The following is a 24,876-nucleotide window of genomic DNA, read 5'->3' as shown; positions in this document are numbered from 1 at the left end:
GCCGATACCAAATAGGAACCCCCAATGATCCAACTTGCGGAAAAGACGTTGCTACGTCTGATCGAGACCATTTGCTTGGTCTTGCTTCTGACGCTTACCTGCGCCGTCATCTACTCAACCACCATGCGCTATCTGGGGTCTTCGCCCAGTTGGTATGATGAAATTGCCAGCGTGCTGCTGGCATGGCTCACCTACTTTGGCGCGACCTATGCGGTGTTTTTGCGCCAGCATATGGGTTTTGCGGGTCTGGTTTCGGCCCTTCCGCGAAACCTAGCGCTTGCGGTGGCATTGTTCTCAGAATTGCTGGTGCTGGCCTATTTCGCGATTACGGGTTGGTTCGGCTATGCTGTCCTCCGCGTAGCTGCCTACGACTCGCTGCTTAGCTTGCGCTGGCTGACCTTGGACATCGTGCAATCGGTTATTCCGGTTACTGCCGTGCTGATGATCATTGGCACAATCATGACCATGCCTCGGGCCCTGCGCGAAGTTGCCTCCGGTATCGACCGTGAACATGCCGAGATCGAGCATGCTATCGCAGAAGCCGAGGCCGAAGCCGCGACGCTCTCACTCAAGAAAGAACAGAAATGACACTCCTGATTGCTGCAATTGTGCTGATCGGCCTGATCCTGATCAATGTGCCGATTGCCGTCGCTATTGGCCTGGTGTCGATTGGCGGCTTCGTCCTCACCACCGGCACCAACCAGCTTTATGACATGACGATCGCGCTTTATTCGGGTGCCACGTCTTTCCCTCTGATCGCGATCCCGCTGTTCATTCTGGCGGGCAACTTGATGAACACCTCTGGCATTTCGGTGCGGCTGATCAACTTCGTCTCAGCGCTGATCGGCTTTGTGCGTGGCGGGCTTGGCATGGTCAACATTGGTGTTTCGATGGTGTTTGCCGAAATCTCCGGCTCTGCCGTGGCCGACGTGGCCGCGACCGGGACTGTTCTGATCCCAGAGATGAAGCGGCGCGGCTATTCCCGCACTTTGGCGGCGGCGATCACGTCTTCTTCCGCCTCGCTTGCGATTATCATTCCACCGTCGATCCCAATGATCCTCTACGGCGCGATTGCGGAGACATCTGTGCTAAAGCTCTTTGTCGCGGGCATCATTCCGGGCGTTCTGGGGGGCGGATTGCTGATGCTGGTGACCTATTTCCTGGCCATCCGCTATGATCTGCCGCGCGGCGAAGGGTTTGACCTAAAGCACATCAAGCGCACGTTCCGTGAAGCGTTCTGGGCGTTGACCATGCCGGTCATCATCCTCGGCGGTATTTTCTCGGGCCTTGTGACGGCGACGGAAGGGGCAGGGCTTGCTGTTTTGGCTGCCCTTGTGATCGGGCTGTTCATCTACCGTGATCTCGACATCTGGCGTCTGCGGCGCACCATGTTGGAAGGCGTCAGCCAGACCGGCGTCGTGATGCTGCTCGTGGCCTCATCCGCTGCGCTAGGGCTGTTCCTGACGCAGGCGCAGGTGCCGCAGCAGCTTGCCGCGCAGATCACCGAAGTGACAACCAATCCGCTGATCGTACTGGCGCTGCTGAACGTGCTGCTGCTGGTGCTGGGCATGTTCCTACACGGTGCCGCCGCGATCATTCTGGTAGTGCCTGTTGTGATGCCTTTGGTCACCGCTGTTGGGATCGACCCCGTGCATTTCGGCATCATCGTGACGCTGAACCTCGCCATTGGTCAGCAGACACCCCCCGTCGCATCGGTGCTGATCACCTCGTGCTCCATCGCCAAGGCCGGCATCTGGGAAACTTCGCGGACCAATCTGCCTTTCATCGGCGTGCTCGCCTTCATCCTTTTGCTGGTGACCTATGTGCCATCGGTATCGCTCGTTTTGACGGAGTATATGCAATGAGTTCGGAAAAACCCCGCCTGATCCTGACCTTAGGCGACCCTGCGGGCATCGGCTCTGAGCTGGTGGCGCGACTGCTGAGCGACGCAGAAGCTTGCAAGGCGGCCGATGTACTGATCGTCGGCGACGAGGCTGAATTACAGGACGGCATGTCCATCGCCGGGACCAGCTTTGACTATAAGCGCGTTTCCGATGCTGCCGCGCTAAACGACGACCCCGACCTGCCATTGTTTTTAAGCATCGGTAAGGACGGGCGGGAGTGGGCACGCGCCGAAGCGACATCCGCCGGGGGGCAGCACTGCCTTGAGACACTGGGCTATGGTCTCGACATGGTGGCGAAGGGGGCTGCCGACGCGTTGGTCTTTGCTCCACTGAACAAGGCCTCGCTGCACGCGGCGGGCATGACCCAATCGGACGAATTGCACTGGTTCGCGGACCGGCTGGGCCACAACGGCTCGGTGTCAGAGATCAACGTGATGGAAGGGCTGTGGACCAGCCGCGTGACCAGTCATGTCGCCCTGCGCAACGTGGCCGATCTGATCACCGAGGACAAGATCATTGAGGCCACGCGCTTGATCCATGATGCATTGATCGCAGGCGGCAACGCGCAACCACGCATTGGTGTCTGCGGCTTGAACCCACACAACGGCGACAACGGCAATTTTGGCACCGAAGAGATCGACATTATCATTCCGGCGGTCGAACGGGCCAAGGCGCTTGGGCTGCCGGTCGAGGGGCCATACCCCTCGGACACGATCTTTCTCAAGGCCGTGGCCAAGGAGTTGGACGCGATCGTCACGCTTTACCACGATCAGGGGCAAATCGCGATCAAGCTGCTGGGCTTTTGGCAGGGGGTGACGGTGCAGGGCGGCTTGCCCGTGCCGATTACAACCCCAGCCCATGGCACCGCCTTTGACATCCGCGGCGCGGGTAAGGCCAACCCTGGCCCGATGCGCGCCGCGTGGAACATCGCCTGCGAAATGGGGATGCGCCGCCGCCAGACCCAAAACATTATAAAAGTGGATTGAACCCATGAAGATCAAATCTGTCCGTACCCGTGTCTGGAACTGGACCGGCCCGACCGTCCCGCCGCAGGGCAACTTCTGCACCAACGCCTCTGACGCGCTGTGGATGAAGGGTGATACGATGTCATCATTCCGTTTTCACCAGTGGTTGACCTGCGAGGTTGAAACCGAGGACGGCACCATCGGCATCGGCAACGCGGCCCTCGCACCCACCGTGGTAAAGAAAGCAATCGACGAACTGCTGGCCCCACTGGTGATCGGTGAAGACCCTTTTGATAACGCCTATATCTGGGAAAAAATGTACCGCCGCAGCCACGCCTGGGGCCGCAAAGGGATCGGGATGACGGCGATCTCAGCCATCGACATCGCGATCTGGGATCTGATGGGCAAGCTGGCCAACAAGCCCGTGTTTAAGCTGCTTGGTGGCCGCACCAAAGAAAAGATCCCGGTCTATTACTCGAAACTATACGCCGACAGTGTCGAGGCCATGCAGCGCGAGGCCGAAGAAGCGATGAAGGGCGGGTACTCCGCCTTCAAAACCCGCTTCGGCTTTGGCCCCAAGGACGGCATGCCGGGCATGCGCGAGAACCTCAAGCGCGTCGAAGCGCTGCGCGAGGTGGTTGGGTACGATAACGACCTCATGTTGGAATGCTACATGGGGTGGAACTTGGACTATGCCAAACGGATGCTGCCCAAGCTTGCGAAATATGAGCCGCGTTGGCTGGAAGAGCCGGTGATCGCAGATGATGTGAACGGCTACCGCGAGCTGAACGCCATGAACATCGTGCCGATCTCGGGCGGGGAGCATGAATATTCGGTAATTGGTTGTGCCGATCTGATCCGCTCCGGTGCAGTCAGCGTGCTGCAATATGACACCAACCGTGTTGGTGGCATCACGGCGGCGCAAAAGATCAACGCGATTGCCGAGGCCTTTCAGGTCCCGGTTATCCCCCATGCCGGACAGATGCATAACTATCACCTGACCATGGCAAACGTGAATTGCCCAATGTCAGAATACTTCCCCGTGTTCGACGTCGAGGTAGGTAACGAGCTGTTTTATTACATCTTTGAAGGCGATCCAGAGGCACAGGACGGGTTCTTGCAGCTGGACGATGATCTGCCCGGGCTCGGCATCTCCATCTCCGACAAGCATCTGAAAAATTTCGAGATAACGGAGTAATCCATGCAGAATTACGACAATCTGATCGGCGGCAAATGGGTCGCCGAAGCTGAAGCCATGCCGAACATCAACCCGTCCAACACGAATGACATCCTGGGCAACTATGCCCGGGGGGATGCCGCATCGGTCGATGCTGCTGTGGAGGCGGCCCGCGCCGCCTTGCCCGGCTGGGCCGGAGCGACGCCGCAGCTGCGCCACGATGTGCTCGAGGCGACTGGCGCTACCATCATGGCGCGCAAGGATGAACTGGGACGCCTGCTTAGCCGTGAAGAGGGCAAGACCCTTGCGGAAGGCATTGGTGAGGTCACCCGCGCCGCGCAACTTTTCAAGTTTTTCGCAGGCGAAGCGCTGCGGCTGGGGGGCGAAGTGTTGCCCTCTGTCCGCCCCGGCGTTGAGGTCATGATCGAGCGTGAGCCGGTGGGGGTGGTCGGGTTGATCACGCCGTGGAACTTCCCCATCGCCATTCCGGCGTGGAAGGCAGCACCAGCGCTGGCCTATGGCAACTGCGTCATTCTAAAACCTGCCGAACTCACCCCCGGCTGCGCTTGGGAGATCGCCAATATCCTCAAGGAAAGCGGGTGCCCTGACGGGGTGTTCAATCTGGTGATGGGAAGCGGGCGCACCGTGGGCGCGCAGATGGTGGCGCACCCGGGTATCGATGCGATCAGCTTTACTGGCTCAGTCGCGACAGGCCGCCAGATCGCTGTACAATGCGCCGAAAACGGCAAGAAAGTTCAGCTCGAAATGGGTGGCAAAAACCCCATGGTGGTGCTGGATGACGCTGACCTTGATGTGGCCGTGGGGGCCTCCCTGAACGGCGCTTTCTTTAGCACGGGCCAGCGTTGTACGGCGTCATCGCGATTGATTGTCACGGCTGGGATTCACGATGCGTTTGTGGAAAAGCTTTCGGCCGAAGTCGCCAAGCTAAAGGTCGGCGATGCGCTCGACCCGGAAACCCAGATCGGTCCCGTCGTCGACGAACGGCAATTGCAGCAAAACCTCTCCTACGTCGATCTTGCGCGCTCCGAAGGCTGTGAAGTGATCGGTGGCGAGGCCATGGACGGGCAGGGGTTCTTTCAACGCCCTGCGCTGTTCGTCCATGCGACAAACGACATGCGCAGCAGCCGAGAAGAAATCTTTGGTCCCTGCGCCAGCGTGATCCGGGTAGCCGACTATGATGAAGCTTTGGCCGTCGCCAATGACACCGAGTTTGGCCTGTCCGCAGGCATTTGCACAACCTCGCTGAAACACGCGAGCCATTTTCGCCGCCATATTCAGGCCGGCATGGTGATGGTCAACCTGCCCACGGCGGGTGTGGACTATCACGTGCCGTTTGGCGGGCGCAAAGGCTCCAGCTATGGCGCCAAGGAGCAGGGCACCTACGCCCGTGAATTTTATACACAAATCAAAACGAGTTATATCGCACCATGACCCAGTATTCCGGCATCTGGCCTGTCGCGCCGACCCCGTTTCACCCCGACGGCAGCCTCGACCTCGACGGGATGCGCCGCGTCCTTGATTGTTTGATCGATCAGGGTGCGGACGGCCTCTGTGTTCTGGCAAATTTTTCGGAACAGTTCCTGTTGTCGGACGCCGAGCGCGAGACCTTGACGCGCCTGTCGCTCGAGCATGTGGCGGGCCGCGTTCCAGTCATCGTTACCATCAGCCACTACGCGACAACCATCGCCGTTGAGCGGGCGCAATTTGCGAAAGACCTTGGCGCGGACATGGTCATGATGATGCCGCCCTATCACGGTGCAACGCTGAAAGGATCGCCGGACCAGACGTTTGAGCAATTCCGGGCGGTGGGCGAAGTCGGCATTCCGATCATGGTTCAGGATGCGCCGATGTCTGGGGTCGATCTGCCAGTGCCGCTGCTGGTCAAAATGGCGCAGCAGATCGAAATGGTGAAACTGTTCAAGATTGAATGTGCCCTTGTTGCGAACAAGATGCGCGCGCTGATTGAAGCGGGCGGGGATGCCATTGAGGGGCCGTTTGACGGCGAAGAGGGCATCACGCTACTGGCCGATCTGGACGCAGGCGCGCGCGGAGCGATGACCTCGGGCATGATCGTGGATCAGATTAAACCGGTCATAACGCATCATCTGGCAGGGCGGATAGACGAAGCGGTAGAGGCCTATACCCGAGTTCTGCCTGCCATTAACCACGAAAATCGCCTTTGTGGTTGGAGGTCGTGCAAAGCAGCGATGGTAGAGGGTGGCGTGATCGGCTCCGAATTCAGCCGTCATCCGATTGAACCGCTGCATCCCGCGATCCGCGCCCGCCTTATCGACCTTCTACGCAGACTGGACCCCATGGTCCTCCGTTGGGGGAAATCCTAACCGAAACCAGCCCGATCTCAATTCATTATTAGGCTCGATCAACACCTTATGCGAATGATAGACCAATCAACGAATGGCGCGCGACAGCCCCGTGCGGGGTCATCTTCGAAGAAGGCGGTTTCGGTGAGCGACAGATTTGATATGGCGACCCTCTCGCGGTTGCGTCTGAAACAGCTTGCCCTCGTGGTCAGCCTATCCGAGACACGCAACCTGCATGCCTCGGCCCGCGCGCTTAATCTGTCGCAACCGGGGGCCACCAAGCTGTTGCAGGAAGTTGAGCGGATACTTGGCGTTGAGCTATTTAGGCGTGGCTCGAAGGGGATGGAGCCTTCTGCCTTTGGCACGGAAGCCGCCCGCCATGCTCGCACCGTTCTTACCGAGATAGATCGTCTGACAAACCAGATGAGCGCAATGGCACGCGGAGAATTGGGCAGCGTCCGCATGGGCGCGGTGATGGAAGCGGTCCCCGGCGTCCTGACCGAGGTGTTCAACAACCTGCTCCAGTCGGGAAAGGGACCTTTGATCAACCTGACGATCTCAACATCGGATCACCTCGTCGAAGCATTGACGGAAGGCGAGCTTGATTTGGCCCTCGGTCGGCCAGTTGAGCATATTGATATGGGTAACATTCGCTTTGAGCCGCTATGGGCAGAAGAATTGTCCATCGTCGCCGCGGCAACTCATCCACTTGTTGAGGCGGCTTCGCTCTCTTTAGAGCACCTGCTTGACTACGACTGGATATTACAGCCGCGGCCCAGCCCGATGCGGACCTCGATCGAACTGACTTTTGCGCGTGCAGGGCTTGCCCTGCCAAACAATCGGCTCGAGACGTCTTCCATGCTTATGACGGTGAACTTGGTGAACCGCAGCAATCGGCTGGCCGTTCTGCCGCGTTCCGTTGCGCGGTTTTATATCAAGGCTGGATTGGTCACTGAACTGGGCGTGGAGCTTGACGGATATATGGGCCGCTATGGCCTATTGATCCCAAACATGGATGAACCCGATCCAAATGTGGAAGCGCTGGTAAGGTATATTCAAACCGTCGTCGGGTGATATCTGCGGTTATCCGATAAACCTAAATAATCTCTGAGATAATGCTATCCCGCGCGCTCCTAATGAGATCGGAACTGATCGCACCCGTCGGCAAGGGTAGGGGAGCGGATGTTCACCACGGGCAGCAGCAGGGTCCGCTTCGGGCCGGGTGCGTCGCACCTATTCGGCCAGCACTGTTGCACTGCCACAAGTCCGCTATGAGGCTGACGCGGTCTTAACCAGTATCCACCGCTTTCGCCTGACGCATCTCCGTCTTGGCGCAGGATAGGAAATCCATACCGCAACGCAGCAGAAATTGCGGACGTTGGTGCTAGCGGTAGCGAGCTCGACAGAGGCTATGACCGAGTTGCAAAACCGAGCCGATTATAAATGGAGCGTCGCCATTCGACTAGACGACGTCTGTACCGCCGACCAATACGCGAGTTTTTCACGAAGTCTTCGATCCGGGCGATGGGCCGTAAAAAACGCCCGCGCCGCAAAGCTGCATCGCAGGCCAACACGATGTCGGGTCGATCCGCGGTTTGAGCGCGATCACGAATTGCGAAAGCAAAGGTGGTGTCATTCTCGGTTCTCAAAAAGACACGAGCGAATGCGGCAGGTCTGTAGTTTGACCAGTCAAAGGCCGGAGCCGTTCGTCTCTCGTTCTTGCCAAACAGATCCAATGTGAGCATCGTGCGAAGACATTTTGGACAGACCGAACAGTTGACGTAGCCTTTTCCGTCAACGCGGGTATCGCAAACGTTAAGGTTCGCCAGGGCTTCTGGGTGCTGCGAGATCAATTCAGTCTTTTCTACTCTGTCATAGGCGGCATCGTCATGGATGACTTGCATGCGCCGACCCGACCACAGAGGGTCGGAAATGGGGCCGGAACCCCAAGGTACCAATGCCCCCCAAGTGTGGGTCGATCCGATTAGACCTTGCCGCAGCCCCCCAGACAAAAGATGCAACACGGTTGCAAGGCCGGCGCCATGCGCCAGGTCCGCCCAATGATCGTTGAGGCACCGATCCGCCGTCATGTAGTTTGATTGCAAAGGGATGAAACTCAGGCCAAGTGCATCGACGGCGCTTGCCAGCGGGGCGAGGGTCTCGAATGCCTCGATGCCAACGGGCTCTGGCGTGTGGTAGATATGAATTGCGTGCGTCGCGGGACCGATCCACTGGGCACCGTCGGCGTCGCCGCCTTTCCGGTGCCGGAGTACAGAAAAGAAACTGTCGATTCCTCCAGAAAAAAATACGCCCGTTTGCCCCGATGTGTTTGCCACAACAGGGGCTTCCGTCAAATTTACGATCTGGGGCACTCGAAATCCGGAATGAGCGCGCACCACCTCTTCCAGCGCACAACGCATGTTGCGCAGCAGAACTGAATCAGCGGTCATTCCGCCGCAATTCAGGTCTTCACCATGCACGAGAGCGAGCATTGCGGCATAAGGGAGAATTACGTACGGCGCAGTTGAAAGAAAGCTCGCGTTCGCCTCAGGCAGTGCGAAAAAGACTGAGAATTCAGCATCTCCAGCCGTCAACTGAAATGCACGTCCACATAAACCTGACGCCGGAGTGAAATCCTGTTCTTGGACGCAAGTCACGTAAATACTCCCCCCCAAACCATTTAAACTTCTATTTGCTTTGCGGGCAAACGTTATATGAAATCTTGTCGTCGAACTGCCGCTTTAGGAAATTGCATCGCGCTGTCCACGCCGTGCTGCCTGTGCATCATAAGGCTCCGTCCCGCATGTGCGACAACCGACACCAGCGCAGCGAATGACCGGTTTCGAACTGGGTTGATCTGGCAGAGTTCAAAGACTGCTTTCGGGAGATCGCGCTGAGTGCCGCGTATCGCTCCGTGATTTATAAGGCTCGCGGCCGCAAAGTTTGCAGCGTGGCATGGGGCGGCTTCGTCCGCAGAGACGACAATCACGCGATGCGCTGTTAATGACCGCTCCGAGCCAAGCTGTTAATAACGCACCCGCTTTTGTGAACAGAAAGGCGGCCGTCTTAGCTAAAGGGATTGGATTTTGATCAGCCGAGGGATCCGTGCGCTAACTACCGGGCGCAATCGTACCCCAATTCACGCTCGGCGCGCGCCCGATACCTTTCACTCACATCGCGGCCGAGTTGTTCGCGCCAACGCCCATTTGTCCCTTTGTAGATAAATGTCTTTGCGCCACCTTCCCAGAAGGCACCGCCCAGCGGCACCGAGGCAGAGGCATTCTCTTTCATATAGTTGAACGAACAGTGAAGCAGGATGGCCGCCATGGTGTTCGGTGCCACGTCGATGTCAAGAAAGGCAGCGATGCTGCGGATTTGGCCGGGAAGATCGCGTTTGAGATCGGCAAAGTGGATCAGTTTCACGTTGGCAAGGTCGCGCAACTCCTACCAGCCACGGACATTTTCCCAATAGGGCCATAACGGCGCGCCGCCATTGTCCAGCCAGCCGCGATATCAGCGCCCTTTCCAAACCGGGTCCCGTTTCTCTGTAAAGGCGCGCGCCCCTTCGGCGTTATCCTCGGACCCGTAAAGGACGTCGACAGTTTTTAGCTGGCGTTTGGTGATCCGGTTCATGGCATCCTGAAATTTGCTATCCTCTGAATCGCGCACAATTTCTTTGATCGCGGCGAAGACCAGCGGCGGACCCGACGCCAACTTGCGGGCCATATCCCACGCCTGTGCCATCAGATCATCCGCGGCATGGATGCGGTTCACAAACCCCCAGCGGTTGGCTTCTTCGGCGTCCAGCCAGCGGCCTGTAAACAGCATTTCCATTGCGATGTGGTATGGAATGCGCTTGGGCAATTTGATCGACGCGGCGTCGGCCACGGTGCCAGAGGTGATCTCGGGCAAGGCAAAACTTGCATGATCTGCCGCCAAGATGATGTCGGCTGACAGGGCCAATTCAAGTCCGCCGCCACAACAAATACCATTCACCGCAGCGATCACCGGTTTGTTCATGTCGCGCAATTCCTGAAGGCCACCGAAACCGCCCACGCCGTAATCGCCATCAACGTCGTCGCCATCAGCGGCGGCTTTCAAATCCCAACCCGGGCAGAAGAATTTCGAACCTTCCCCTGTGATAATCGCAACGCGCAAATCAGGGTCATCGCGAAAGGCAGCAAAGGTTTCGCCCAGAAGACGGCTGGTTTGCAGATCAATGGCATTGGCCTTTGGGCGGTCCAAAGTAATCTCAAGTACGGCACCCTCGCGGCGCGTTTTAACAGGACTTGTCATGTTGTTCCTTTCACCAAAAGCGCATCGGCGATGATCGCACGGTCTTTTGTACAGATGAGTGGATTGATTTCGATTTCGGCGACCTCGTCGGCGTGGTCAGTGACAAAGTTTTGCAGCCTTACAACCGCGTCGACAATGGCATCTATGTTAGCCGGCTCACCACCGCGAAAACCGATCAATAGGGGGTTTATTCTTAACTGCCTCAGGGCGTGGCGAATATCGGCATCCGTCGTGGGCAGCAGCAAGGATTGGCCGTCCTCCAGAATTTCCGTCAGCGTCCCCCCCGCGGCCAAGGTCAGGACAAACCCATGGGCGGGGTCCGCGACGACGCCAATCAAGAGTTCGGCGACGGTGCCGGTGATCATTTCTTCGACAAGGAAGGTTTCGGCCTGCATTTCCTGCGCTGCCGCCCTGACCTGCGCTGCGTTTGCGAGGTGCAGCTTTACTGCGCCGGCCTCCGTTTTATGGGCGACACCTTCGCCTTTTAGGACCACGGGAAAACCGATCTTTTCGGCGCAATCGACCACATCTGCTTGCGCTATGCCTGCACGGATTTTGGGGACGTCCATGCCGTATGCTGCAAGGGTCAGTTTGGCATCGCCTTCGGTGACGCTGGTGGTAGCCGCAAAGCTGGGCGCGCGCAGCAGGGGCTGATGATCTCGGTTAATCGGCATACACGCGGCGCTGATCGCTTCACAGGTCGTGCCAAAGTCGCACAGCGGCACAATGCCCGCGCCAAGCAAGCGTTTTGCAATCGCTTCGGGAAGGTTCTCGACAATGGACCCGACCACCCCAAACGGACGGCCCGTTTGAATGGCCGCGTCCTCGATCGCCTCGATCGCGATCATCCAGTCATCGGCGGTGCAACTGTCCAAGCGCGGGAAATCAAGCACCACAAGCGTCAGATCGATATCCTCGCCTGTCATGGCCGCGAACACCGCCGTCATGGCCGCCTTATCGCGCCAGATTTGCGTGTGGTAATCCAGAGGGTTTGCCAGATTGACCAGTGAACTGAGGTGCTGCGAAAGTGTATTCGTTGACTCGGATGTCAGCGGTGGAAACGTCAGGCCATATTGCGCGGCGGTATCCGCTATGACGCTCGCCTCGCCACCTGAACAGCTCAGCGACGCAATTCGCGCTCCGGAGAGGCGTTTATGGCAGTGAAACAGCTTCAACGTTTCAAGCAGTGCGGCGGGGGAGCCGACCCGCGCAATGCCGAGCCGCGCCAATACCGCGTCCGAACCGGCGCTGCTTCCTGCGAGTGAGGCCGTGTGCGAAATGGTCGCTAGTTGCGATTCCTCCGAACGGCCCACCTTCAACGCCACAATCGGTTTGCCTAACGCGCGCGAGAGCCGCGACAATTCCTCAAACGCCGCGAGGTCACCGAAGCTCTCGATATAAAGGCCAAGTGCGGTCACGCGGTCGTCGCGGATGACAGTTTGGGCGATACTGGCAAGCCCTTGTTGAGCCTGATTGCCCGCAGTGATGGTATAGGCAATCGGCAGTCCGCGTTGCTGCATCGTGAGATTAATCGCGATGTTAGACGACTGCGTCAGGATCGCCACGCCGGTTTCCACGGGAACCAACCCATGTTGATCAGGCCAAAGCGCGACCTGATCAACGGCATTTAGAACCCCGTAGCAATTTGGCCCAAGGATGGGCATGTCGCCCGCTGCGGCCAGCAGTTGGTCATTCAAAACCGCGCCGTCGGCCGTCTCTTTGAACCCGCTGGCAAAACACACCGCGCCCCCTGCACCCATCTGGTTCAGTTCGCCGACCAGTCCGATGGTAGCGGTGCGGTTCACACCGATAAATGTGGCATCCGGTGCCTCCGGCAAATCAGCAAGCGTCTTGAACGCTGGCAAACCACCGACAATGCCTTTCGTGGGATGAACGGGCCAAATATCGCCCTTAAACCCAATTTTCTGGTTCTGCTCGATCACGGAGTCACACCATGCCCCGCCGCCGACCACGGCAATGGATCGCGGTCGGAGGAGACGTTCGAGATCGCTCATACCCGCGGTCCTATGCGCCAAGGGGGCGCAATAGATCGCGGCTGATAATGTGGCGCTGGATTTCAGATGTCCCATCCCAAATCCGTTCAACCCGCGCATCACGCCAGAAGCGTTCGATGGGGAAATCATCCATCAAGCCCATGCCACCAAAGATTTGCAGCGTGGCATCCGTCACCCGCGCCAGCATTTCTGACGCATAAAGCTTTGCACTGGCGATTTCGCGGTTGGCAGGCAGACCCTGATCCAACCGCCACGCCGCCGCCATTGTTAGGTGCTCTGCCGCATCAATCTCGGTGATCATGTCGGCAAGTTGAAAGCTGATGCCCTGATATTTGCCGATCTGCTGACCAAACTGTTTGCGTTCAGCCGCGTAATTCAATGCCATGTCAAAACAACGACGTGCGCGCCCTACAGACATCGTGGCGACTGTGATCCGCGTGGCGTAAAGCCATTCGTTCATCACCGCAAAGCCACCATCGACCTCGCCTAGAACCTGCGCATCCGGCAGGCGGCAGTTGTCAAATTCGAGGATCATGTTCTTGTAGCCACGGTGCGAGACCGATTTGTAGCCATCGCGGATGGTGAAACCGGGCGTGCCGCGGTCTACCAGAAAGGTTGTGATGCGCTTTTTGGGGCCGTGCGGCGTGTCGTCTTCGCCTGTTGCCACAAAGACGATCACAAAATCCGCGTGATCCGCGCCAGAGATGAAATGCTTGGTTCCGTTCAAAACCCAATCACCGCCGTCGCGTTTCGCCGAACATTTCATGCCCCGAACATCAGACCCGGCATCGGGTTCGGTCATGGCCAACGCATCCATCTTTTCGCCGCGAATGGCGGGGGTGAGGTAGCGTTCGATCTGATCCTCTTTGCAGGCCATCAAGATATTCTGCGGCCGCCCGAAGAAGTGGTTCAGCGCCATCGAGCCACGCCCCAGCTCGCGTTCAACCAGCGCAAATTCAAGATGCGACAGACCGGCCCCCCCAACGCTTTCAGGGAAGTTGCAGGCATAAAACCCAAGATCGATCGTCTTTTGTTTGATCGCCTGCGCAACGTCAGGGGGGACTTCGCCTGTGCGCTCCACCACGGCCTCATGGGGGTAGATTTCGTTTTCGACGAAGGACCGCACGGTGGAGACGATCATCTCTTGTTCTTCGTTCAATCCAAAATGCATCAGCTAAGCTCCGGCTTTGGCAGGGCGGCTTGGGCCGCGATGATTGATGTGAGTTTGTCACTGACGTGCGGGGCAGGGTCGCAGGATTTGCGGGTTTCCAAACTGACGTGCAGCAGGAACTGGTTGCAGGTTGCTACCACATCGCCATCCGCATTTTTCAATTCATGGAACAGCCGCAGCTTTTTGCCCGCACCCTCAAGAATGGTGGTGACCACGGTGACGTTGTCGCCGGCATGGCATTCATTGCGAAACTTGGTGTGGGTGTCGGCGGTAAAGTAGCTGAAGCCCGATTTGACGTAGGCGGCATCGGCCCCGATCATGCGCATGAGTGCGTCGGCCGCATCTGACCACAGCTGCCCATAGCGGCTTTCGTTCATGTGCCCGTTGTAATCTGTCCAATCAATCGGAATGGCGCGGGCGACACTGATGATGGGTTTGGTAAAGTCGGGGTCGGCGTTGGCCTCAAGGCGGGCGTCATGCGAGTTCAACAATGCACCTGCGCCCCAATCACGGCCCTTTAGGGATCGCATCATCGACACCAGATTGTCGTCGCGAATGCGTTCAAGTTCGCGGATCGTATGTGCGCCTGATTGCGCGTCCGATTGGCTGGCGATCATTTGCACCAACTCGTCCGTAAGCTCAGGCACATCCATCAATTTGGTCCAAGGCCATTGCAGGCAGGGCCCGAACTGTTCGATGAAATGGGCCATCCCGGCCTCGCCGCCCGCAATGCGGTAGGTCTCAAACAGGCCCATCTGTCCCCACCGCAAGCCAAAGCCAAACCGGATCGCGTCATCAATTTCTTCGGTTGTGGCGATCCCGTCCTTGATCAGCCAAAGCGCCTCGCGCCAGACCGCTTCGAGAAAGCGATCGGCCACGTGTGCGTCGATTTCCTTGCGCACTTTCAGTGGTTTCATGCCGAGCTCAGCGAGCACCGCATGCGCGCGTGTGGTCGTGGCAACGTCACCGACCAGTTCGATGAGCGGCAGCAGGTAGACAGGGTTGAACGGGTGCGCGACGAAAATCTGGCTGGGGTGCCGCGCCCCTTGCTGAAGCTCGGAGGGTTTGAACCCTGACGTCGAAGACCCGATAAGCGCGTCTTTGTGGCAATGGGTCTGGATCTCGTTAAAGATCTTGTGCTTCATCTCAAGCCGTTCGGGCGCGCTTTCCTGGATCCAGTCTGCGCCTGCGACGGCATCGGCAATTGTGGGGACGATTTTAACCTGCCCCTCCGGCGGCAAAGCGACCTCGGACAAGGCGGGCAAGGATCGTCGCGCGTTCGCCATGACTTCGCTGATTTTGCGTTCGGCTTCAGGATCAGGGTCGAAAATCGCGACGTCCCAACCAGACAAGGCAAACCGCGCGGCCCAACCGCCGCCAATGACTCCACCACCGATGATTGCTGCTGTTTTGGTCATCGTGGTGCCTGCTTTGTCAGGCCAAGTTTTTGGCGCACGGCATCGGGGCCCATGATGGTTGCCCCCATGTTTTCGATGATCGACACGGCACGCGAAACAAGCGCCTCATTGGTGGCGAGCTCGCCTTTGCCAAGCCACAGGTTGTCCTCAAGCCCGACGCGCACATGCCCGCCTGCCAAAACAGATGCGGCAACATAAGGCATCTCATCCCGGCCAATCGAAAACGCAGACCAGTTCCAGTCGTGGGGGACATTGTTGACCATCGCCATGAAGGTGTTCAGGTCATTGGGTGCGCCCCACGGAATGCCCATGCACAGCTGTACCAGCGCAGGCGATGACAAAACGCCATCTTTAACCAGCTGTTTCGCATACCAAAGGTGCCCCGTATCAAAGGCCTCAATCTCCGGCTTCACGCCAAGCGCTTCCATACGCGCGCCCATCGTCGTCAGCATGCCAGGCGTGTTCGTCATCACATAATCAGCTTCGGCAAAGTTCATCGTGCCACAATCGAGAGTGCAAATTTCTGGAAGGCAGTCTTCGATATGCACCAGCCGTTCTTCGGCGCTGACCATATCAGTGGCCTCGCTCAGCGGCAGCGGCGCGGACGGCGGGCCAAATACTATGTCACCGCCCATGCCTGCGGTCAGGTTCAAGACCACATCGACATCTGCATCGCGGATGCGGTCTGTCACTTCGCGGTAGAGTTTCGGATCACGTGAGGGAACGCCGGTTTCGGGGTCGCGTACGTGACAATGCACAATCGCGGCTCCGGCCTTGGCGGCGGCGATGGCCGAATTGGCAATCTGCTCGGGGCTGCGGGGAACATGGGGTGAGCGATCTTGGCTGCTGCCTGATCCGGTCACGGCGCAGGTGATGAAAACATCACGGGTCATGTGCAGGGGCATCTGAGTTTCCTCTTAGGTGTGTTGAGAGACTACAGAGATTGATCCGTTGAGATGTGCGGTGTTAGACATAAACATGCACCAACAGACAAAATCGCCGTTCGAAACCTTAAAAATCGACGTGCTGCTTTTCGATGGATTTTCCAACCATTGCCTGGCCAACACGTTGGAACCGTTTCGCGCTGCAAACAGCATTACCGGGCAGGCGCGCTATGAATGGCGACTGCTTTCACTTGCAGGTGGCCTAGTACGCTCATCAAGTGGGATGCTGGTTCAAACCGAGATGGCCACAGCGACGAAGCCACCCTGTGATTACCTCATGGTGACAGCCAGCTATGGCCACCTCGCATTGTGTAGCAGTCAGGTGCTGTCTGCCCTGCGGTCCCTTTGCGCAAACGCAAAATGTCTGGTGGGGCTCGATACGGGGGCTTGGCTGTTGGCGGCGGCGGGGCAGTTGAACGACAGGCCCGCGACAATTCATGGGCATCTGTTCGAATGCTTTTCAGAGACGTTTACGCAGGTAGATGCCCGGCAAGAACGGTTTGTGATAGATGGCAATCGGATCACCTGCGGTGGTGCCATGGCGTCCTTTGACTTGGTGCTTTCTCTGATTGGGGAGCACTGCGGCGAGATCATACGCCTCGATGTCGCGGCGCTTTTTTTGCATCAGAGCAACCAGCCGTTTAGGACCGCCGATACCAAGCCTGTGCGCTCCAAACTGGTTTCTCGGGCGCTCGTCCTTATGGATGAGAATATTGAAGCGCCGGTGCCGATCCCGGTTATCGCGCAGCACCTTGGCTGTTCGCTGAAAAGCCTGCAAAGGCGGTTTGCACGCAGTTTGGATGCGACGCCGGGTCAAGTCTATCGGCATAGACGCCTGATCGCTGCGAGAAGCTTGGCCGAAAGCACCGATCTTTCCATCGCCGAGATTGCGGCGCGCTGCGGTTACGAAAACGCAAGTTCCATGACACGGGCCTTCAAGACCCAGTTCGGCAAGACGCCTATGGATATGAGAACCGACTGATTGGTAACTCTCGGTCTCTTATCCCGGCACCCGGTTTTCGAACCGTCGAAACATCAACGCAATGATACCGGCGATGATCATGTAAAATACCGCAAGCAGGATCAGTGGCTCGTACACAATAAACGTATCCGACCGGACGCGCGAAGACACGGCATAGAGCTCAACCACCGTGATGGTCGCGACCAGAGGTGTGGCCTTGAGCTGCAGAATGGTTTCACCGCCCAGTGTCGGCAGGACGTTGCGAATGGCCTGCGGCAGCCAGATGCGGCGGAACATGGTGAAACGTGGCATCCCGAATGCATTCGCAGCCTCAAGCTGTCCCTTATTCACACTCGAGAACGCGCCGCGCATGACTTCGCCTTCATAGCCCGCGTAAGACAGCGTCAGCGCCAGAACTGCGTAGGGCCATGCTTGGCGCAGGTAGGGCCAGAGTTCACTGCCGCGAATCCAAGGGATTTGCGGGAAAAGCGAGCCGAGGCCGTAGTAGAGCAGCCAGATCTGCAAGAGCAGCGGCGTGCCCCGGATGACGGTGCAGAATACCCGCGCAGGGACGGACAGGTACCAAGGCCCGATGGCCTGCGCGAGGCCCAGCGGGATGGCTAGAAGAAAGCCCAGCACACAGGTAACGACCAATATCCAGATCGTACGCCAGAGACCTTCAAGCGCTAGTGGGGCGTATTCTGGTATCCAATCCCACCGCAGCGCCACGGCGCACCAGACCACCGCGCCCAGCAAAAGCGCCAGCATGACAATGCGATGGGGCTGCATCAGAGCGCGAAAAGAGATCATCGGCTCGCTCCTTTCAGCGACGGCTGGCCGCGCCGCGCCCATTTTTCGATGCGGGCAAAGACCACACCCGAACAAAGCGTCACAATTAGATAGAGCGCGCCCGCTGCGAGGAAGAAGGTGAAATAGGCGCGGGTGCTGGCGGCGGCCTGTCGGGTCTCCAACGTCAATTCGCTAAAGCCGACGATGGCCAACAATGCGGTATCTTTCGTGGCAATAAGCCACAGGTTCGCAAGGCCCGGCGTGGCAAAAGACATCATCGCGGGGATCGTAACCCGGCGCATCAGCATCAGCGGCGGCATGCCATAAGCGCGCGCCGCCTCAATCTGGCCCGGTGGAATGGCTTGGATCGCGCCGCGCAACACCTCGGTGGCATAGGCGCCCTGTACCACGCCGAGCACCCAGATACCGGCGACAACACCACTGATCTCGACACGGCCATAGCCCATCGCCTGCGAGAGCTGATTGATAAGGTCGGTACCGACGTAATAGAGGATCAAGATTAGCACCAGTTCAGGCACCGCCCGGATCACAGTCGTGTAGACAGCGAGGAGGTCGCGCAGGACCACCCCGCCATAAAGCTTGCCGTATGCTCCAAAGAGCCCGATCAACAGACCAAAGCCGAAAGCGCCGAACGCGATCTGCAAAGAGTTCGCGAGCCCGCGCAGAAGGTTGCCTCCCCAGCCCGGCGGGCTGAGGGACAAGAGTTTCGCACTTTCGGTCAGACCGAGCGTTTCGAAGAAGAACTCCACGATACGGGCTTACTCAGCGTAGATGCTGGTATCGAAATAGCGCCCGGTGATCTCTTCGTGGGTGCCATCTTCGAGGATTTTCGCGATGCCTTTGTTAAGGCTCTCGCGCAGCGCATCATCGCCCTTGCGGACGCCAGCGCCGACACCTTTGCCCAAGATGGCCTCGTCATTCTTTACCGGCCCCTTGATTTCGCAGCAGGTGCCGATGTCGGAGTTGACGAAATCTGCCATCGCAATGCTGTCGGCCTGCGTGGCGTCGATCCGACCCGAGACGAGATCCTGATTGGCTTCGTCCTGCGTCTGATACACCCGGATTTCTGCCGCATCGCCGAAATATTCGTTGGCATAGGCTTGGTGAATTGTTGAGGCTTGGATGCCGATGATCTTACCGGCGAGGGACTCGGGCGTAGGTTCAATGTCCATCGACTTATCCGCCACGATCACTGCGGGCGTGTTGTAGTAGGGATCGGAGAAATCAATCGTCTGCTGACGCTCTTCGGTGATCGACATGGAGGCCATGATTGCATCGACCTGCTGGCCGGTCAGCGAGGGGATAATACCGTCCCAAGCGACGGGCGTGATCACGCAATCCAATTCGGCCGCGGCGCAAACCGCGTTGATAACCTCAACTTCCCACCCTTCCCATTCGCCAGAAGCGTTGAGCGAGGCAAAGGGGGGATAAGGCTCAGCAGCGATGCCGATCTTGACCTCTTCGGCGGCCACAGCACCTGCGCTTACAATTGCGGTCGCGAGTGCAGTCGTCATAAGTTTCTTGAGTGTCATGAGTAGTCTCCCTGTTTTGTTTTTGGTGGTTTAACCGACAGTCTGCAAAAACTGCTGAAGCCGGGCGGATTGAGGATTGCCGAAAAGCTCTTCCGGCGGTCCCTGTTCTTCGATGCGGCCCTCGAAAAGGTAGACGACATGGGTCGCGACCTCGCGGGCGAATTTCATCTCATGGGTCACAAGCAGCATGGTGCGCCCTTCGGCGGCCAGATCACGGATGACCGTCAGCACCTCGCCCACCAACTCGGGGTCGAGCGCGCTGGTCGGCTCGTCAAAGAGCATCACGCTGGGTTCCACCGCGAGGGCACGGGCAATGGCCGCGCGCTGCTGCTGGCCGCCGGATAGGAATGCTGGAAAGGTATCAGCCTTGTCGCCCAGACCGACCCGCTCAAGAAGTACCCGCGCGCGCTTGATCGCTTCACTCCGGGGCACCTTAAGCACATAGACCGGGACCTCGATGACGTTCTCCAGCAGGGTGCGGTGGGTCCAAAGGTTGAAGGCTTGAAAGACCATGCCAAGGCGGGTCCGGATGCGTTCGATCTGCCGCCGGTCGACGGGCGAGCCGTCTTGGCGCATCTTAATCTCTTCGCCGTTGACGACGATCTGACCCGCGCTTGGGGTTTCTAGAAAATTGATACACCGCAGGAAGGTCGATTTCCCCGAGCCGCTGCCGCCGATAATAGCAACAACATCGCCCTTTTGTGCGGTGAGAGAGACGCCTTTAAGAACCTCCAGCGTGCCGAAGGACTTGTGCAGGTCAGTAACCCTTATGGCCTCATGTTGCCCCGCGCTATCTGCATCTCCGGCCTGTTCCGTGGTTCCGATCGGCTCTTTCTTCAAAGCGTCCGCGCCCCCCGTTTGTGTGCCCCAAAATTGTGACTTGTAGTAAGGCCCGTATTTCGTAATCATGCAAGTGTATAATTACGAGATCTGGATATCGCCCGTGTCGGACAGCACTCCCAAATTCAAGCGTGAGCCGGCGGAGCACCGCAGGGAGGCGCTGATTAAGGCGACCCTGTCGCTGATCGCCGAAAAGGGCGTTCATGCAGCAACGGTCCGGGCAATTTCTGCCCGCGCCGATGTGTCACAAGGTATGATCCGGCATCACTTTTCGTCCAAAGAAGAGCTGATTACCGCTGCCTATGAATATCACATGGACCGGTTGACCGATTTGACATCGGCCTTTGCGGGCGCCGACTGTGGCGCACCAGCAGCGCGGCTCGCGGCCTTTGTTGTAGGGAGCCTGACACCGCCGGTTGTTGATGCCGGGTCGGTTAGTCTTTGGGCGGGCTTCTTCACCAAGGTCCATACTGACAAGCAGATGCGGGATACGCACGAACGAACCTATTACAAATTCCGCGACCGTCTCGAAGTGCTGATTGCAGCTGTCTTGAACGAAGCTGGCCAGCCACGAACGCCGCAGGAGCTGCGTCATCTTGCAATCGCCTGCAACGCCGTGATCGACGGATTGTGGATGGAAGGCGGTGTTCTTCCGAGCGCTTTCGCGCCGGGTGAGCTTCCGGAAATCGGGATTGGATCGGTCGGCGCAATCCTCGGAATAGACCTTACAAAGGCAGGGCAGCAGATATGAAACAGACAGATATAACCAAACGCCTTGCAGGGCTTGGCGGCGCGAAATGGGAAGTTCATCTAAAGGCCCGCGCGCTTGCCGCACAGGGCCGCGACATCATCGAGCTGACCATTGGCGAACCGGACGTGCCGACACCCGATGCGCTTGTGGACGTTGCCGCAGATGCGATGCGCCGCGGTCGTACTGGCTATTCCGACGGCCGGGGGGAGATGGGGCTACGCGCCGCACTGGCCGAGCGCTATTCGCGCACCGCGGGCCGCCGCATCACGCCGGATCAGGCTATGTGCTTTCCCGGCACGCAGACGGCCCTTTATGCGGTGCTGCTGGGTGTGGCCGAAGCCGGTCAGCAGGTTCTGGTCGGTGACCCGATGTACGCCACTTACGAAGGGGTGATCCGCTCCAGCGGTGCTGAGATGGTTCCGGTCCCGCTGCGCCCGGAAAACGGCTTTCGCATTCATGCTGATGACATCGCGGCGCGGATCACCCCGCAGACTGCGGCAATCCTGTTGACCACGCCGCATAACCCCACGGGATCGGTGCTGACCCGCGCGGATATAGACGCGCTTGGTGAACTGGCAATCGCCCATGACCTCTGGATCATTTCTGACGAGGTCTACGAAGACCTGATCTTTGACACCTCCGACTTCTGCTCTCCCTTGTGGCGCCCGCAGTTGGCTGACCGCGTTATCGTTGTGTCCTCAATCTCAAAATCCCACGCAGCGCCGGGTTTTCGCAGCGGTTGGTGCATCGGGCCGGAAGCCTTCACCGAGGCACTTTTGCCGCTGTCGGAAACCATGCTCTTTGGCAACCAGCCCTTTATCGCGGATATGACCGAAAAGGCAGTGCGCGAAGGGTCACCTGTGGCCGATGGGATGAAGCACCGTTTCGCCGCGCGGGCTGCGCGGCTGCACAGCCGCCTATCTGACGAGAGCCAGTTGAAGGTGCACCGCCCAGAAGCTGGCATGTTTGCAATGATCGACGTTTCAGCCACGGGCATGAGCGGCACAGACTATGCCCTTCACCTGCTTGAGCATGGTGGCGTCGCGGTCATGCCCGGTGCCTCCTTTGGCGAGACGCTTGATGCTTGGGTGCGGGTGGCGCTGACCACCGGCGATGCGGCATTCGACACGGCCTGTGACCGGATCATCCACCATGCCGCACAGCTGCAACTGGAATCCGCATGACCAGCGTCGGAGAGGCACTGGTCGCCCAACTTTCAGCGCGCGGTGTCGACTGTGTTTTCGGCATTCCGGGCGTCCATACGATTGAGCTTTACCGGGGTTTGGCTGCCTCAGGCATTCGCCATGTGACACCCCGCCACGAACAGGGCGCGGGGTTCATGGCGGATGGCTACGCACGGGTATCTGGCAAACCCGGTGTTGCCTTTGTCATAACCGGGCCGGGCCTGACCAATACGCTGACGGCAATGGGGCAGGCGCGGGCCGATTCAGTGCCGATGCTGGTGATTTCCGGCGTCAACACGCTGCCCAGCCTCGGGCAGGGCAGGGGCCACCTGCACGAATTACCGGATCAACGGGCTATGGCGCGGACCGTTGCGCTGATGTCGGAGCGTGTCGAAAGCGGTGATGAGCTGACGCCGATGCTCGCGCGGGTGTTCGAGCCGTTTAACAGTGGTCGACCCGGCCCCACCCATCTTGAAATCCCGCTCGACGTTGCCGGTACGCCCTATACCACAGAGGCGCAGGCCCGTTCTGAGACGGCTCCGCCTTCTCCGTCTGCCGAACAGATCGCAAAAGCCGCCGCGCTATTGGCGCAGAGCAAGGCACCAGTGATCCTCGCCGGGGGAGGGGCCCGTCGCGCGGGGGCGGCCCTGCGCGCACTTGCCGAAAAGCTAGGCGCGCCAGTCGTGCAGACGGTGAATGCGCGCGGCTTAATGTTTGAGCATCCTTTAGGTGTTCCGGCCAGCCCCAGCCTGCAGGCCGTGCGTAGGCTCATTGCCCAGGCCGACGTCGTACTGGCTTTGGGTACTGAATTGGGCCCGACCGATTATGATATGTATGCCACCGGCACGATGCCGGAGATGCAAAGGCTCATCCGTATTGATGTATGCGCTGAACAGCTTGCCCGCCATGCCGCCGAGATGTCGATTCTCGGAGACGCGACTACCGCAATTGATGCGCTGAATGCGGCTATAGACCGAGAGGCTGCTTCAGATGGCGCGGAACGGACCGCGAAGGCTCGCCGCGAGGCTTTCGAGGAAATCGGTCCGGAAATGCGCGCGCTTTGCAATGTCCTTGCCAAACTGCGCGCGACAGTTCCGGGGGCGATCATGGTCGGCGATTCCGCGCAGCCGATATACGCGGGCAACCTCTATTACGATCACGACCGGCCCGGTGGCTGGTTTAACGCCGCCACCGGATTCGGCGCGCTTGGCTATGGCATCCCCGCCGCGATTGGTGCCGCAGTGGCAGCGCCAGACACGCCGGTGATCTGCATCGCAGGTGATGGCGGCGCGCAGTTCAGCCTGCCGGAGCTGATGTGCGCCGTTCAGGAAAACCTGTCGATCTGCTTCATGATCTGGAACAACCACGGCTATCAGGAAATCGCCACCTCCATGCAGAACGCAGGGGTGAACGTTGTTGGCTGTGACCCGACCCCACCAGATTTCGCCGCAGTTGCCCAATCCTGTGGCTTGCCGTTCTGGCGCTGCGGGCCAAAGCCAGAGGCCGTCGCAGACGCGCTCCGCGCGGCCACGGGCAAAGGCGGGCCAACCCTAATTGAAATTCAGGCCCAGCCATTCCTGCGCCCGTGAACGAGAGAGCATGACATGACAGACCCCACCTATGAATTCACCCGCGCCGTCACCCGCCGCCCCGCTGCCAGCATCGTCAACGGTCTGCGCGCCGAAGACATCGGCACGCCCGATCTTGCCCGAATGGAAGAAGCTCACACGCATTACGTTGCGACGCTGAAAGAGACGGGCGCTGAGGTGATCGAACTGCCCGCACTAGAAGCGTTTCCGGATTCCGTCTTTGTCGAGGATACCGCGCTTTGTTTGCCTAAGGGTGCGGTTTTGATGCGCCCCGGCGCACCAAGCCGCATGGGGGAGGTCGCTGAAATGGCGCCGACACTGCGCGCCCTCTACGACGAACTGCGCCAGATCGAAGGCCCCGGCCACGTCGAAGGAGGTGACATTCTGGTCACTGGGCGCGAGATCTTGGTGGGCCGGTCAGATCGTACCGATGCCGAGGGCGTGGCCGAGCTGACGCGGATCGTTTCGGACTGGAGCTATAGCCTGCGCGAGGTCTTTACCCCGCCCGGTGTGCTGCATTTCAAGACCGATTGCTCGCTGCTCGACGGTGACACCATCCTCAGCACCAAACGGCTCGACGCTTCGGGCTGCTTCGAAGGTTACCGCGTGCTGCACACCGCAGAGGGCGAAGAGGCCGCGGCCAATAGCATTCGGTTCAACCAGTTTGTGCTGTGCCCCGCGGGCTTTCCCCGCACCGCCGAAATGCTGACAAATGAGGGCTATAAAGTCGTTGAAATCAGCAATTCCGAGTGCGCCAAACTGGACGGCGGCATGTCGTGTTTGTCTTTAAGGTTTTGATCTGAAGGTCGCTTGGTTCAGGGATGGGTCCGCTCTCGCGTGATGGCTGTTTCTCGCAGCGTCAACGGATCAATCTCTGCTTTGCTCGGTGGCAACTGGCCAACGCCATAGGTCAATAACTGCAGCGCCATCCCCGGCAGGAACGAGGCTGAAGGTCACCTATTTGTAGGCATAGAACG

Annotated in this window: 23 protein-coding genes; 12 read left to right on the top strand and 11 right to left on the bottom strand. The window is 58.7% G+C overall.

The genetic code is table 11. The annotated features are described in order from the left end of the window. The first annotated feature begins 24 nt into the window (after positions 1 to 24). From DSM14862_RS13310 to DSM14862_RS13280, 7 genes are all read left to right on the top strand, one after another. Positions 25 to 588, top strand: coding sequence for a TRAP transporter small permease (locus tag DSM14862_RS13310; RefSeq protein WP_007117780.1), 564 nt, complete (start codon positions 25 to 27; stop codon positions 586 to 588). Beyond that, positions 585 to 1,865, top strand: a complete 1,281-nt coding sequence (locus DSM14862_RS13305; protein WP_007117779.1) for a TRAP transporter large permease — start codon at positions 585 to 587, stop codon at positions 1,863 to 1,865. The genes DSM14862_RS13310 and DSM14862_RS13305 overlap by 4 nt, the downstream gene beginning before the upstream one ends. Further along, a complete protein-coding gene (locus DSM14862_RS13300) occupies positions 1,862 to 2,890 on the top strand; it encodes a 4-hydroxythreonine-4-phosphate dehydrogenase PdxA (RefSeq protein WP_007117778.1) in 1,029 nt (342 codons plus the stop codon). The genes DSM14862_RS13305 and DSM14862_RS13300 overlap by 4 nt, the downstream gene beginning before the upstream one ends. Before the next feature lie 4 nt (positions 2,891 to 2,894). Further along, on the top strand, positions 2,895 to 4,067 hold the full coding sequence (locus DSM14862_RS13295; protein ID WP_007117777.1) for an L-rhamnonate dehydratase: 1,173 nt from the start codon (positions 2,895 to 2,897) through the stop codon (positions 4,065 to 4,067). A gap of 3 nt (positions 4,068 to 4,070) precedes the next feature. Further along, the gene (locus DSM14862_RS13290) at positions 4,071 to 5,498 is read left to right on the top strand and encodes an aldehyde dehydrogenase family protein (protein ID WP_007117776.1); all 1,428 of its coding nucleotides are present in this window, start codon (positions 4,071 to 4,073) and stop codon (positions 5,496 to 5,498) included. After that, a complete protein-coding gene (locus DSM14862_RS13285) occupies positions 5,495 to 6,409 on the top strand; it encodes a dihydrodipicolinate synthase family protein (protein WP_007117775.1) in 915 nt (304 codons plus the stop codon). The genes DSM14862_RS13290 and DSM14862_RS13285 overlap by 4 nt, the downstream gene beginning before the upstream one ends. Positions 6,410 to 6,532: 123 nt before the next feature. Beyond that, positions 6,533 to 7,462 carry a LysR family transcriptional regulator gene (locus tag DSM14862_RS13280; RefSeq protein ID WP_243254269.1) on the top strand — a complete coding sequence of 310 codons (930 nt, stop codon included), beginning with the start codon at positions 6,533 to 6,535 and terminating at the stop codon, positions 7,460 to 7,462. 335 nt (positions 7,463 to 7,797) lie between these two features. Here the strand turns inward: DSM14862_RS13280 and DSM14862_RS13275 are convergent, their stop codons facing one another. The 7 genes from DSM14862_RS13275 to DSM14862_RS13245 form a co-directional block, all read right to left on the bottom strand. After that, positions 7,798 to 9,045: a hypothetical protein gene (locus DSM14862_RS13275; RefSeq protein ID WP_131541654.1), complete on the bottom strand. Its 1,248-nt coding sequence runs from the start codon at positions 9,043 to 9,045 to the stop codon at positions 7,798 to 7,800. 457 nt (positions 9,046 to 9,502) lie between these two features. Further along, positions 9,503 to 9,829: a sulfotransferase domain-containing protein gene (locus DSM14862_RS13270; RefSeq protein WP_007117772.1), complete on the bottom strand. Its 327-nt coding sequence runs from the start codon at positions 9,827 to 9,829 to the stop codon at positions 9,503 to 9,505. A gap of 72 nt (positions 9,830 to 9,901) precedes the next feature. Continuing rightward, the gene (locus DSM14862_RS13265) at positions 9,902 to 10,684 is read right to left on the bottom strand and encodes a carnitinyl-CoA dehydratase (protein WP_007117771.1); all 783 of its coding nucleotides are present in this window, start codon (positions 10,682 to 10,684) and stop codon (positions 9,902 to 9,904) included. After that, positions 10,681 to 12,699, bottom strand: a complete 2,019-nt coding sequence (locus DSM14862_RS13260) for an acetate--CoA ligase family protein (RefSeq protein WP_007117770.1) — start codon at positions 12,697 to 12,699, stop codon at positions 10,681 to 10,683. Before DSM14862_RS13260 ends, DSM14862_RS13265 begins: the two co-directional genes overlap by 4 nt. Before the next feature lie 10 nt (positions 12,700 to 12,709). Next, the gene (locus tag DSM14862_RS13255; protein ID WP_007117769.1) at positions 12,710 to 13,870 is read right to left on the bottom strand and encodes an acyl-CoA dehydrogenase family protein; all 1,161 of its coding nucleotides are present in this window, start codon (positions 13,868 to 13,870) and stop codon (positions 12,710 to 12,712) included. Then, positions 13,870 to 15,288 (bottom strand): carnitine 3-dehydrogenase, encoded by a 1,419-nt coding sequence (locus tag DSM14862_RS13250; RefSeq protein WP_007117768.1) that lies wholly within the window; start codon positions 15,286 to 15,288, stop codon positions 13,870 to 13,872. Before DSM14862_RS13250 ends, DSM14862_RS13255 begins: the two co-directional genes overlap by 1 nt. Then, the gene (locus tag DSM14862_RS13245) at positions 15,285 to 16,193 is read right to left on the bottom strand and encodes a BKACE family enzyme (RefSeq protein ID WP_007117767.1); all 909 of its coding nucleotides are present in this window, start codon (positions 16,191 to 16,193) and stop codon (positions 15,285 to 15,287) included. The genes DSM14862_RS13250 and DSM14862_RS13245 overlap by 4 nt, the downstream gene beginning before the upstream one ends. A gap of 73 nt (positions 16,194 to 16,266) precedes the next feature. On the opposite strand from DSM14862_RS13245, the gene DSM14862_RS13240 reads away from it, so the two are divergent. Further along, positions 16,267 to 17,214 carry a GlxA family transcriptional regulator gene (locus DSM14862_RS13240; protein ID WP_007117766.1) on the top strand — a complete coding sequence of 316 codons (948 nt, stop codon included), beginning with the start codon at positions 16,267 to 16,269 and terminating at the stop codon, positions 17,212 to 17,214. Between the two features lie 18 nt (positions 17,215 to 17,232). Here DSM14862_RS13240 and DSM14862_RS13235 read toward each other — a convergent pair whose 3' ends face one another. Genes DSM14862_RS13235 through DSM14862_RS13220 form a run of 4 tightly spaced genes read right to left on the bottom strand, consistent with a single transcriptional unit; the run spans position 17,233 to position 20,444 of the window. Next, positions 17,233 to 18,003: an ABC transporter permease gene (locus DSM14862_RS13235; protein ID WP_007117765.1), complete on the bottom strand. Its 771-nt coding sequence runs from the start codon at positions 18,001 to 18,003 to the stop codon at positions 17,233 to 17,235. Then, the gene (locus DSM14862_RS13230; RefSeq protein WP_007117764.1) at positions 18,000 to 18,752 is read right to left on the bottom strand and encodes an ABC transporter permease; all 753 of its coding nucleotides are present in this window, start codon (positions 18,750 to 18,752) and stop codon (positions 18,000 to 18,002) included. Before DSM14862_RS13230 ends, DSM14862_RS13235 begins: the two co-directional genes overlap by 4 nt. A 9-nt stretch (positions 18,753 to 18,761) precedes the next feature. Further along, complete coding sequence (locus DSM14862_RS13225) at positions 18,762 to 19,535, bottom strand: transporter substrate-binding domain-containing protein (RefSeq protein ID WP_007117763.1); 774 nt, start codon at positions 19,533 to 19,535, stop codon at positions 18,762 to 18,764. Positions 19,536 to 19,565: 30 nt separating this feature from the next. Continuing rightward, positions 19,566 to 20,444, bottom strand: a complete 879-nt coding sequence (locus DSM14862_RS13220) for an ABC transporter ATP-binding protein (RefSeq protein WP_007117762.1) — start codon at positions 20,442 to 20,444, stop codon at positions 19,566 to 19,568. On the opposite strand from DSM14862_RS13220, the gene DSM14862_RS13215 reads away from it, so the two are divergent. Genes DSM14862_RS13215 through DSM14862_RS13200 form a run of 4 tightly spaced genes read left to right on the top strand, consistent with a single transcriptional unit; the run spans position 20,443 to position 24,697 of the window. Further along, positions 20,443 to 21,126 (top strand): TetR/AcrR family transcriptional regulator, encoded by a 684-nt coding sequence (locus DSM14862_RS13215; protein ID WP_007117761.1) that lies wholly within the window; start codon positions 20,443 to 20,445, stop codon positions 21,124 to 21,126. The genes DSM14862_RS13220 and DSM14862_RS13215 overlap by 2 nt on opposite strands. Further along, on the top strand, positions 21,123 to 22,310 hold the full coding sequence (locus tag DSM14862_RS13210) for a pyridoxal phosphate-dependent aminotransferase (protein ID WP_007117760.1): 1,188 nt from the start codon (positions 21,123 to 21,125) through the stop codon (positions 22,308 to 22,310). Before DSM14862_RS13215 ends, DSM14862_RS13210 begins: the two co-directional genes overlap by 4 nt. Next, positions 22,307 to 23,899: a 5-guanidino-2-oxopentanoate decarboxylase gene (locus DSM14862_RS13205; RefSeq protein WP_007117759.1), complete on the top strand. Its 1,593-nt coding sequence runs from the start codon at positions 22,307 to 22,309 to the stop codon at positions 23,897 to 23,899. Before DSM14862_RS13210 ends, DSM14862_RS13205 begins: the two co-directional genes overlap by 4 nt. 15 nt (positions 23,900 to 23,914) lie before the next feature. Then, positions 23,915 to 24,697, top strand: coding sequence for a dimethylarginine dimethylaminohydrolase family protein (locus tag DSM14862_RS13200; protein ID WP_007117758.1), 783 nt, complete (start codon positions 23,915 to 23,917; stop codon positions 24,695 to 24,697). The last annotated feature ends 179 nt before the right edge of the window (positions 24,698 to 24,876 follow it).

Origin of the sequence: Sulfitobacter indolifex, from assembly GCF_022788655.1 — a bacterium.
GTDB lineage: Bacteria > Pseudomonadota > Alphaproteobacteria > Rhodobacterales > Rhodobacteraceae > Sulfitobacter > Sulfitobacter indolifex.
Note: the sequence above shows the minus strand (reverse complement) of the source record. Positions and strands in the feature narration are given on the sequence as shown.

Bases quoted from the DNA above. Each gene is read 5' to 3' on its own strand.
- DSM14862_RS13255 (WP_007117769.1), bottom strand. From the start codon at position 13,870: ATGCATTTTGGATTGAACGAAGAACAAGAGATGATCGTCTCCACCGTG.
- DSM14862_RS13260 (WP_007117770.1), bottom strand. From the start codon at position 12,699: ATGAGCGATCTCGAACGTCTCCTCCGACCGCGATCCATTGCCGTGGTC.
- DSM14862_RS13240 (WP_007117766.1), top strand. From the start codon at position 16,267: ATGCACCAACAGACAAAATCGCCGTTCGAAACCTTAAAAATCGACGTG.
- DSM14862_RS13305 (WP_007117779.1), top strand. From the start codon at position 585: ATGACACTCCTGATTGCTGCAATTGTGCTGATCGGCCTGATCCTGATC.
- DSM14862_RS13235 (WP_007117765.1), bottom strand. From the start codon at position 18,003: ATGATCTCTTTTCGCGCTCTGATGCAGCCCCATCGCATTGTCATGCTG.
- DSM14862_RS13250 (WP_007117768.1), bottom strand. From the start codon at position 15,288: ATGACCAAAACAGCAGCAATCATCGGTGGTGGAGTCATTGGCGGCGGT.
- DSM14862_RS13225 (WP_007117763.1), bottom strand. From the start codon at position 19,535: ATGACACTCAAGAAACTTATGACGACTGCACTCGCGACCGCAATTGTA.
- DSM14862_RS13290 (WP_007117776.1), top strand. From the start codon at position 4,071: ATGCAGAATTACGACAATCTGATCGGCGGCAAATGGGTCGCCGAAGCT.
- DSM14862_RS13210 (WP_007117760.1), top strand. From the start codon at position 21,123: ATGAAACAGACAGATATAACCAAACGCCTTGCAGGGCTTGGCGGCGCG.
- DSM14862_RS13265 (WP_007117771.1), bottom strand. From the start codon at position 10,684: ATGACAAGTCCTGTTAAAACGCGCCGCGAGGGTGCCGTACTTGAGATT.
- DSM14862_RS13285 (WP_007117775.1), top strand. From the start codon at position 5,495: ATGACCCAGTATTCCGGCATCTGGCCTGTCGCGCCGACCCCGTTTCAC.
- DSM14862_RS13215 (WP_007117761.1), top strand. From the start codon at position 20,443: ATGCAAGTGTATAATTACGAGATCTGGATATCGCCCGTGTCGGACAGC.
- DSM14862_RS13220 (WP_007117762.1), bottom strand. From the start codon at position 20,444: ATGATTACGAAATACGGGCCTTACTACAAGTCACAATTTTGGGGCACA.
- DSM14862_RS13295 (WP_007117777.1), top strand. From the start codon at position 2,895: ATGAAGATCAAATCTGTCCGTACCCGTGTCTGGAACTGGACCGGCCCG.
- DSM14862_RS13245 (WP_007117767.1), bottom strand. From the start codon at position 16,193: ATGCCCCTGCACATGACCCGTGATGTTTTCATCACCTGCGCCGTGACC.
- DSM14862_RS13200 (WP_007117758.1), top strand. From the start codon at position 23,915: ATGACAGACCCCACCTATGAATTCACCCGCGCCGTCACCCGCCGCCCC.
- DSM14862_RS13300 (WP_007117778.1), top strand. From the start codon at position 1,862: ATGAGTTCGGAAAAACCCCGCCTGATCCTGACCTTAGGCGACCCTGCG.
- DSM14862_RS13205 (WP_007117759.1), top strand. From the start codon at position 22,307: ATGACCAGCGTCGGAGAGGCACTGGTCGCCCAACTTTCAGCGCGCGGT.
- DSM14862_RS13310 (WP_007117780.1), top strand. From the start codon at position 25: ATGATCCAACTTGCGGAAAAGACGTTGCTACGTCTGATCGAGACCATT.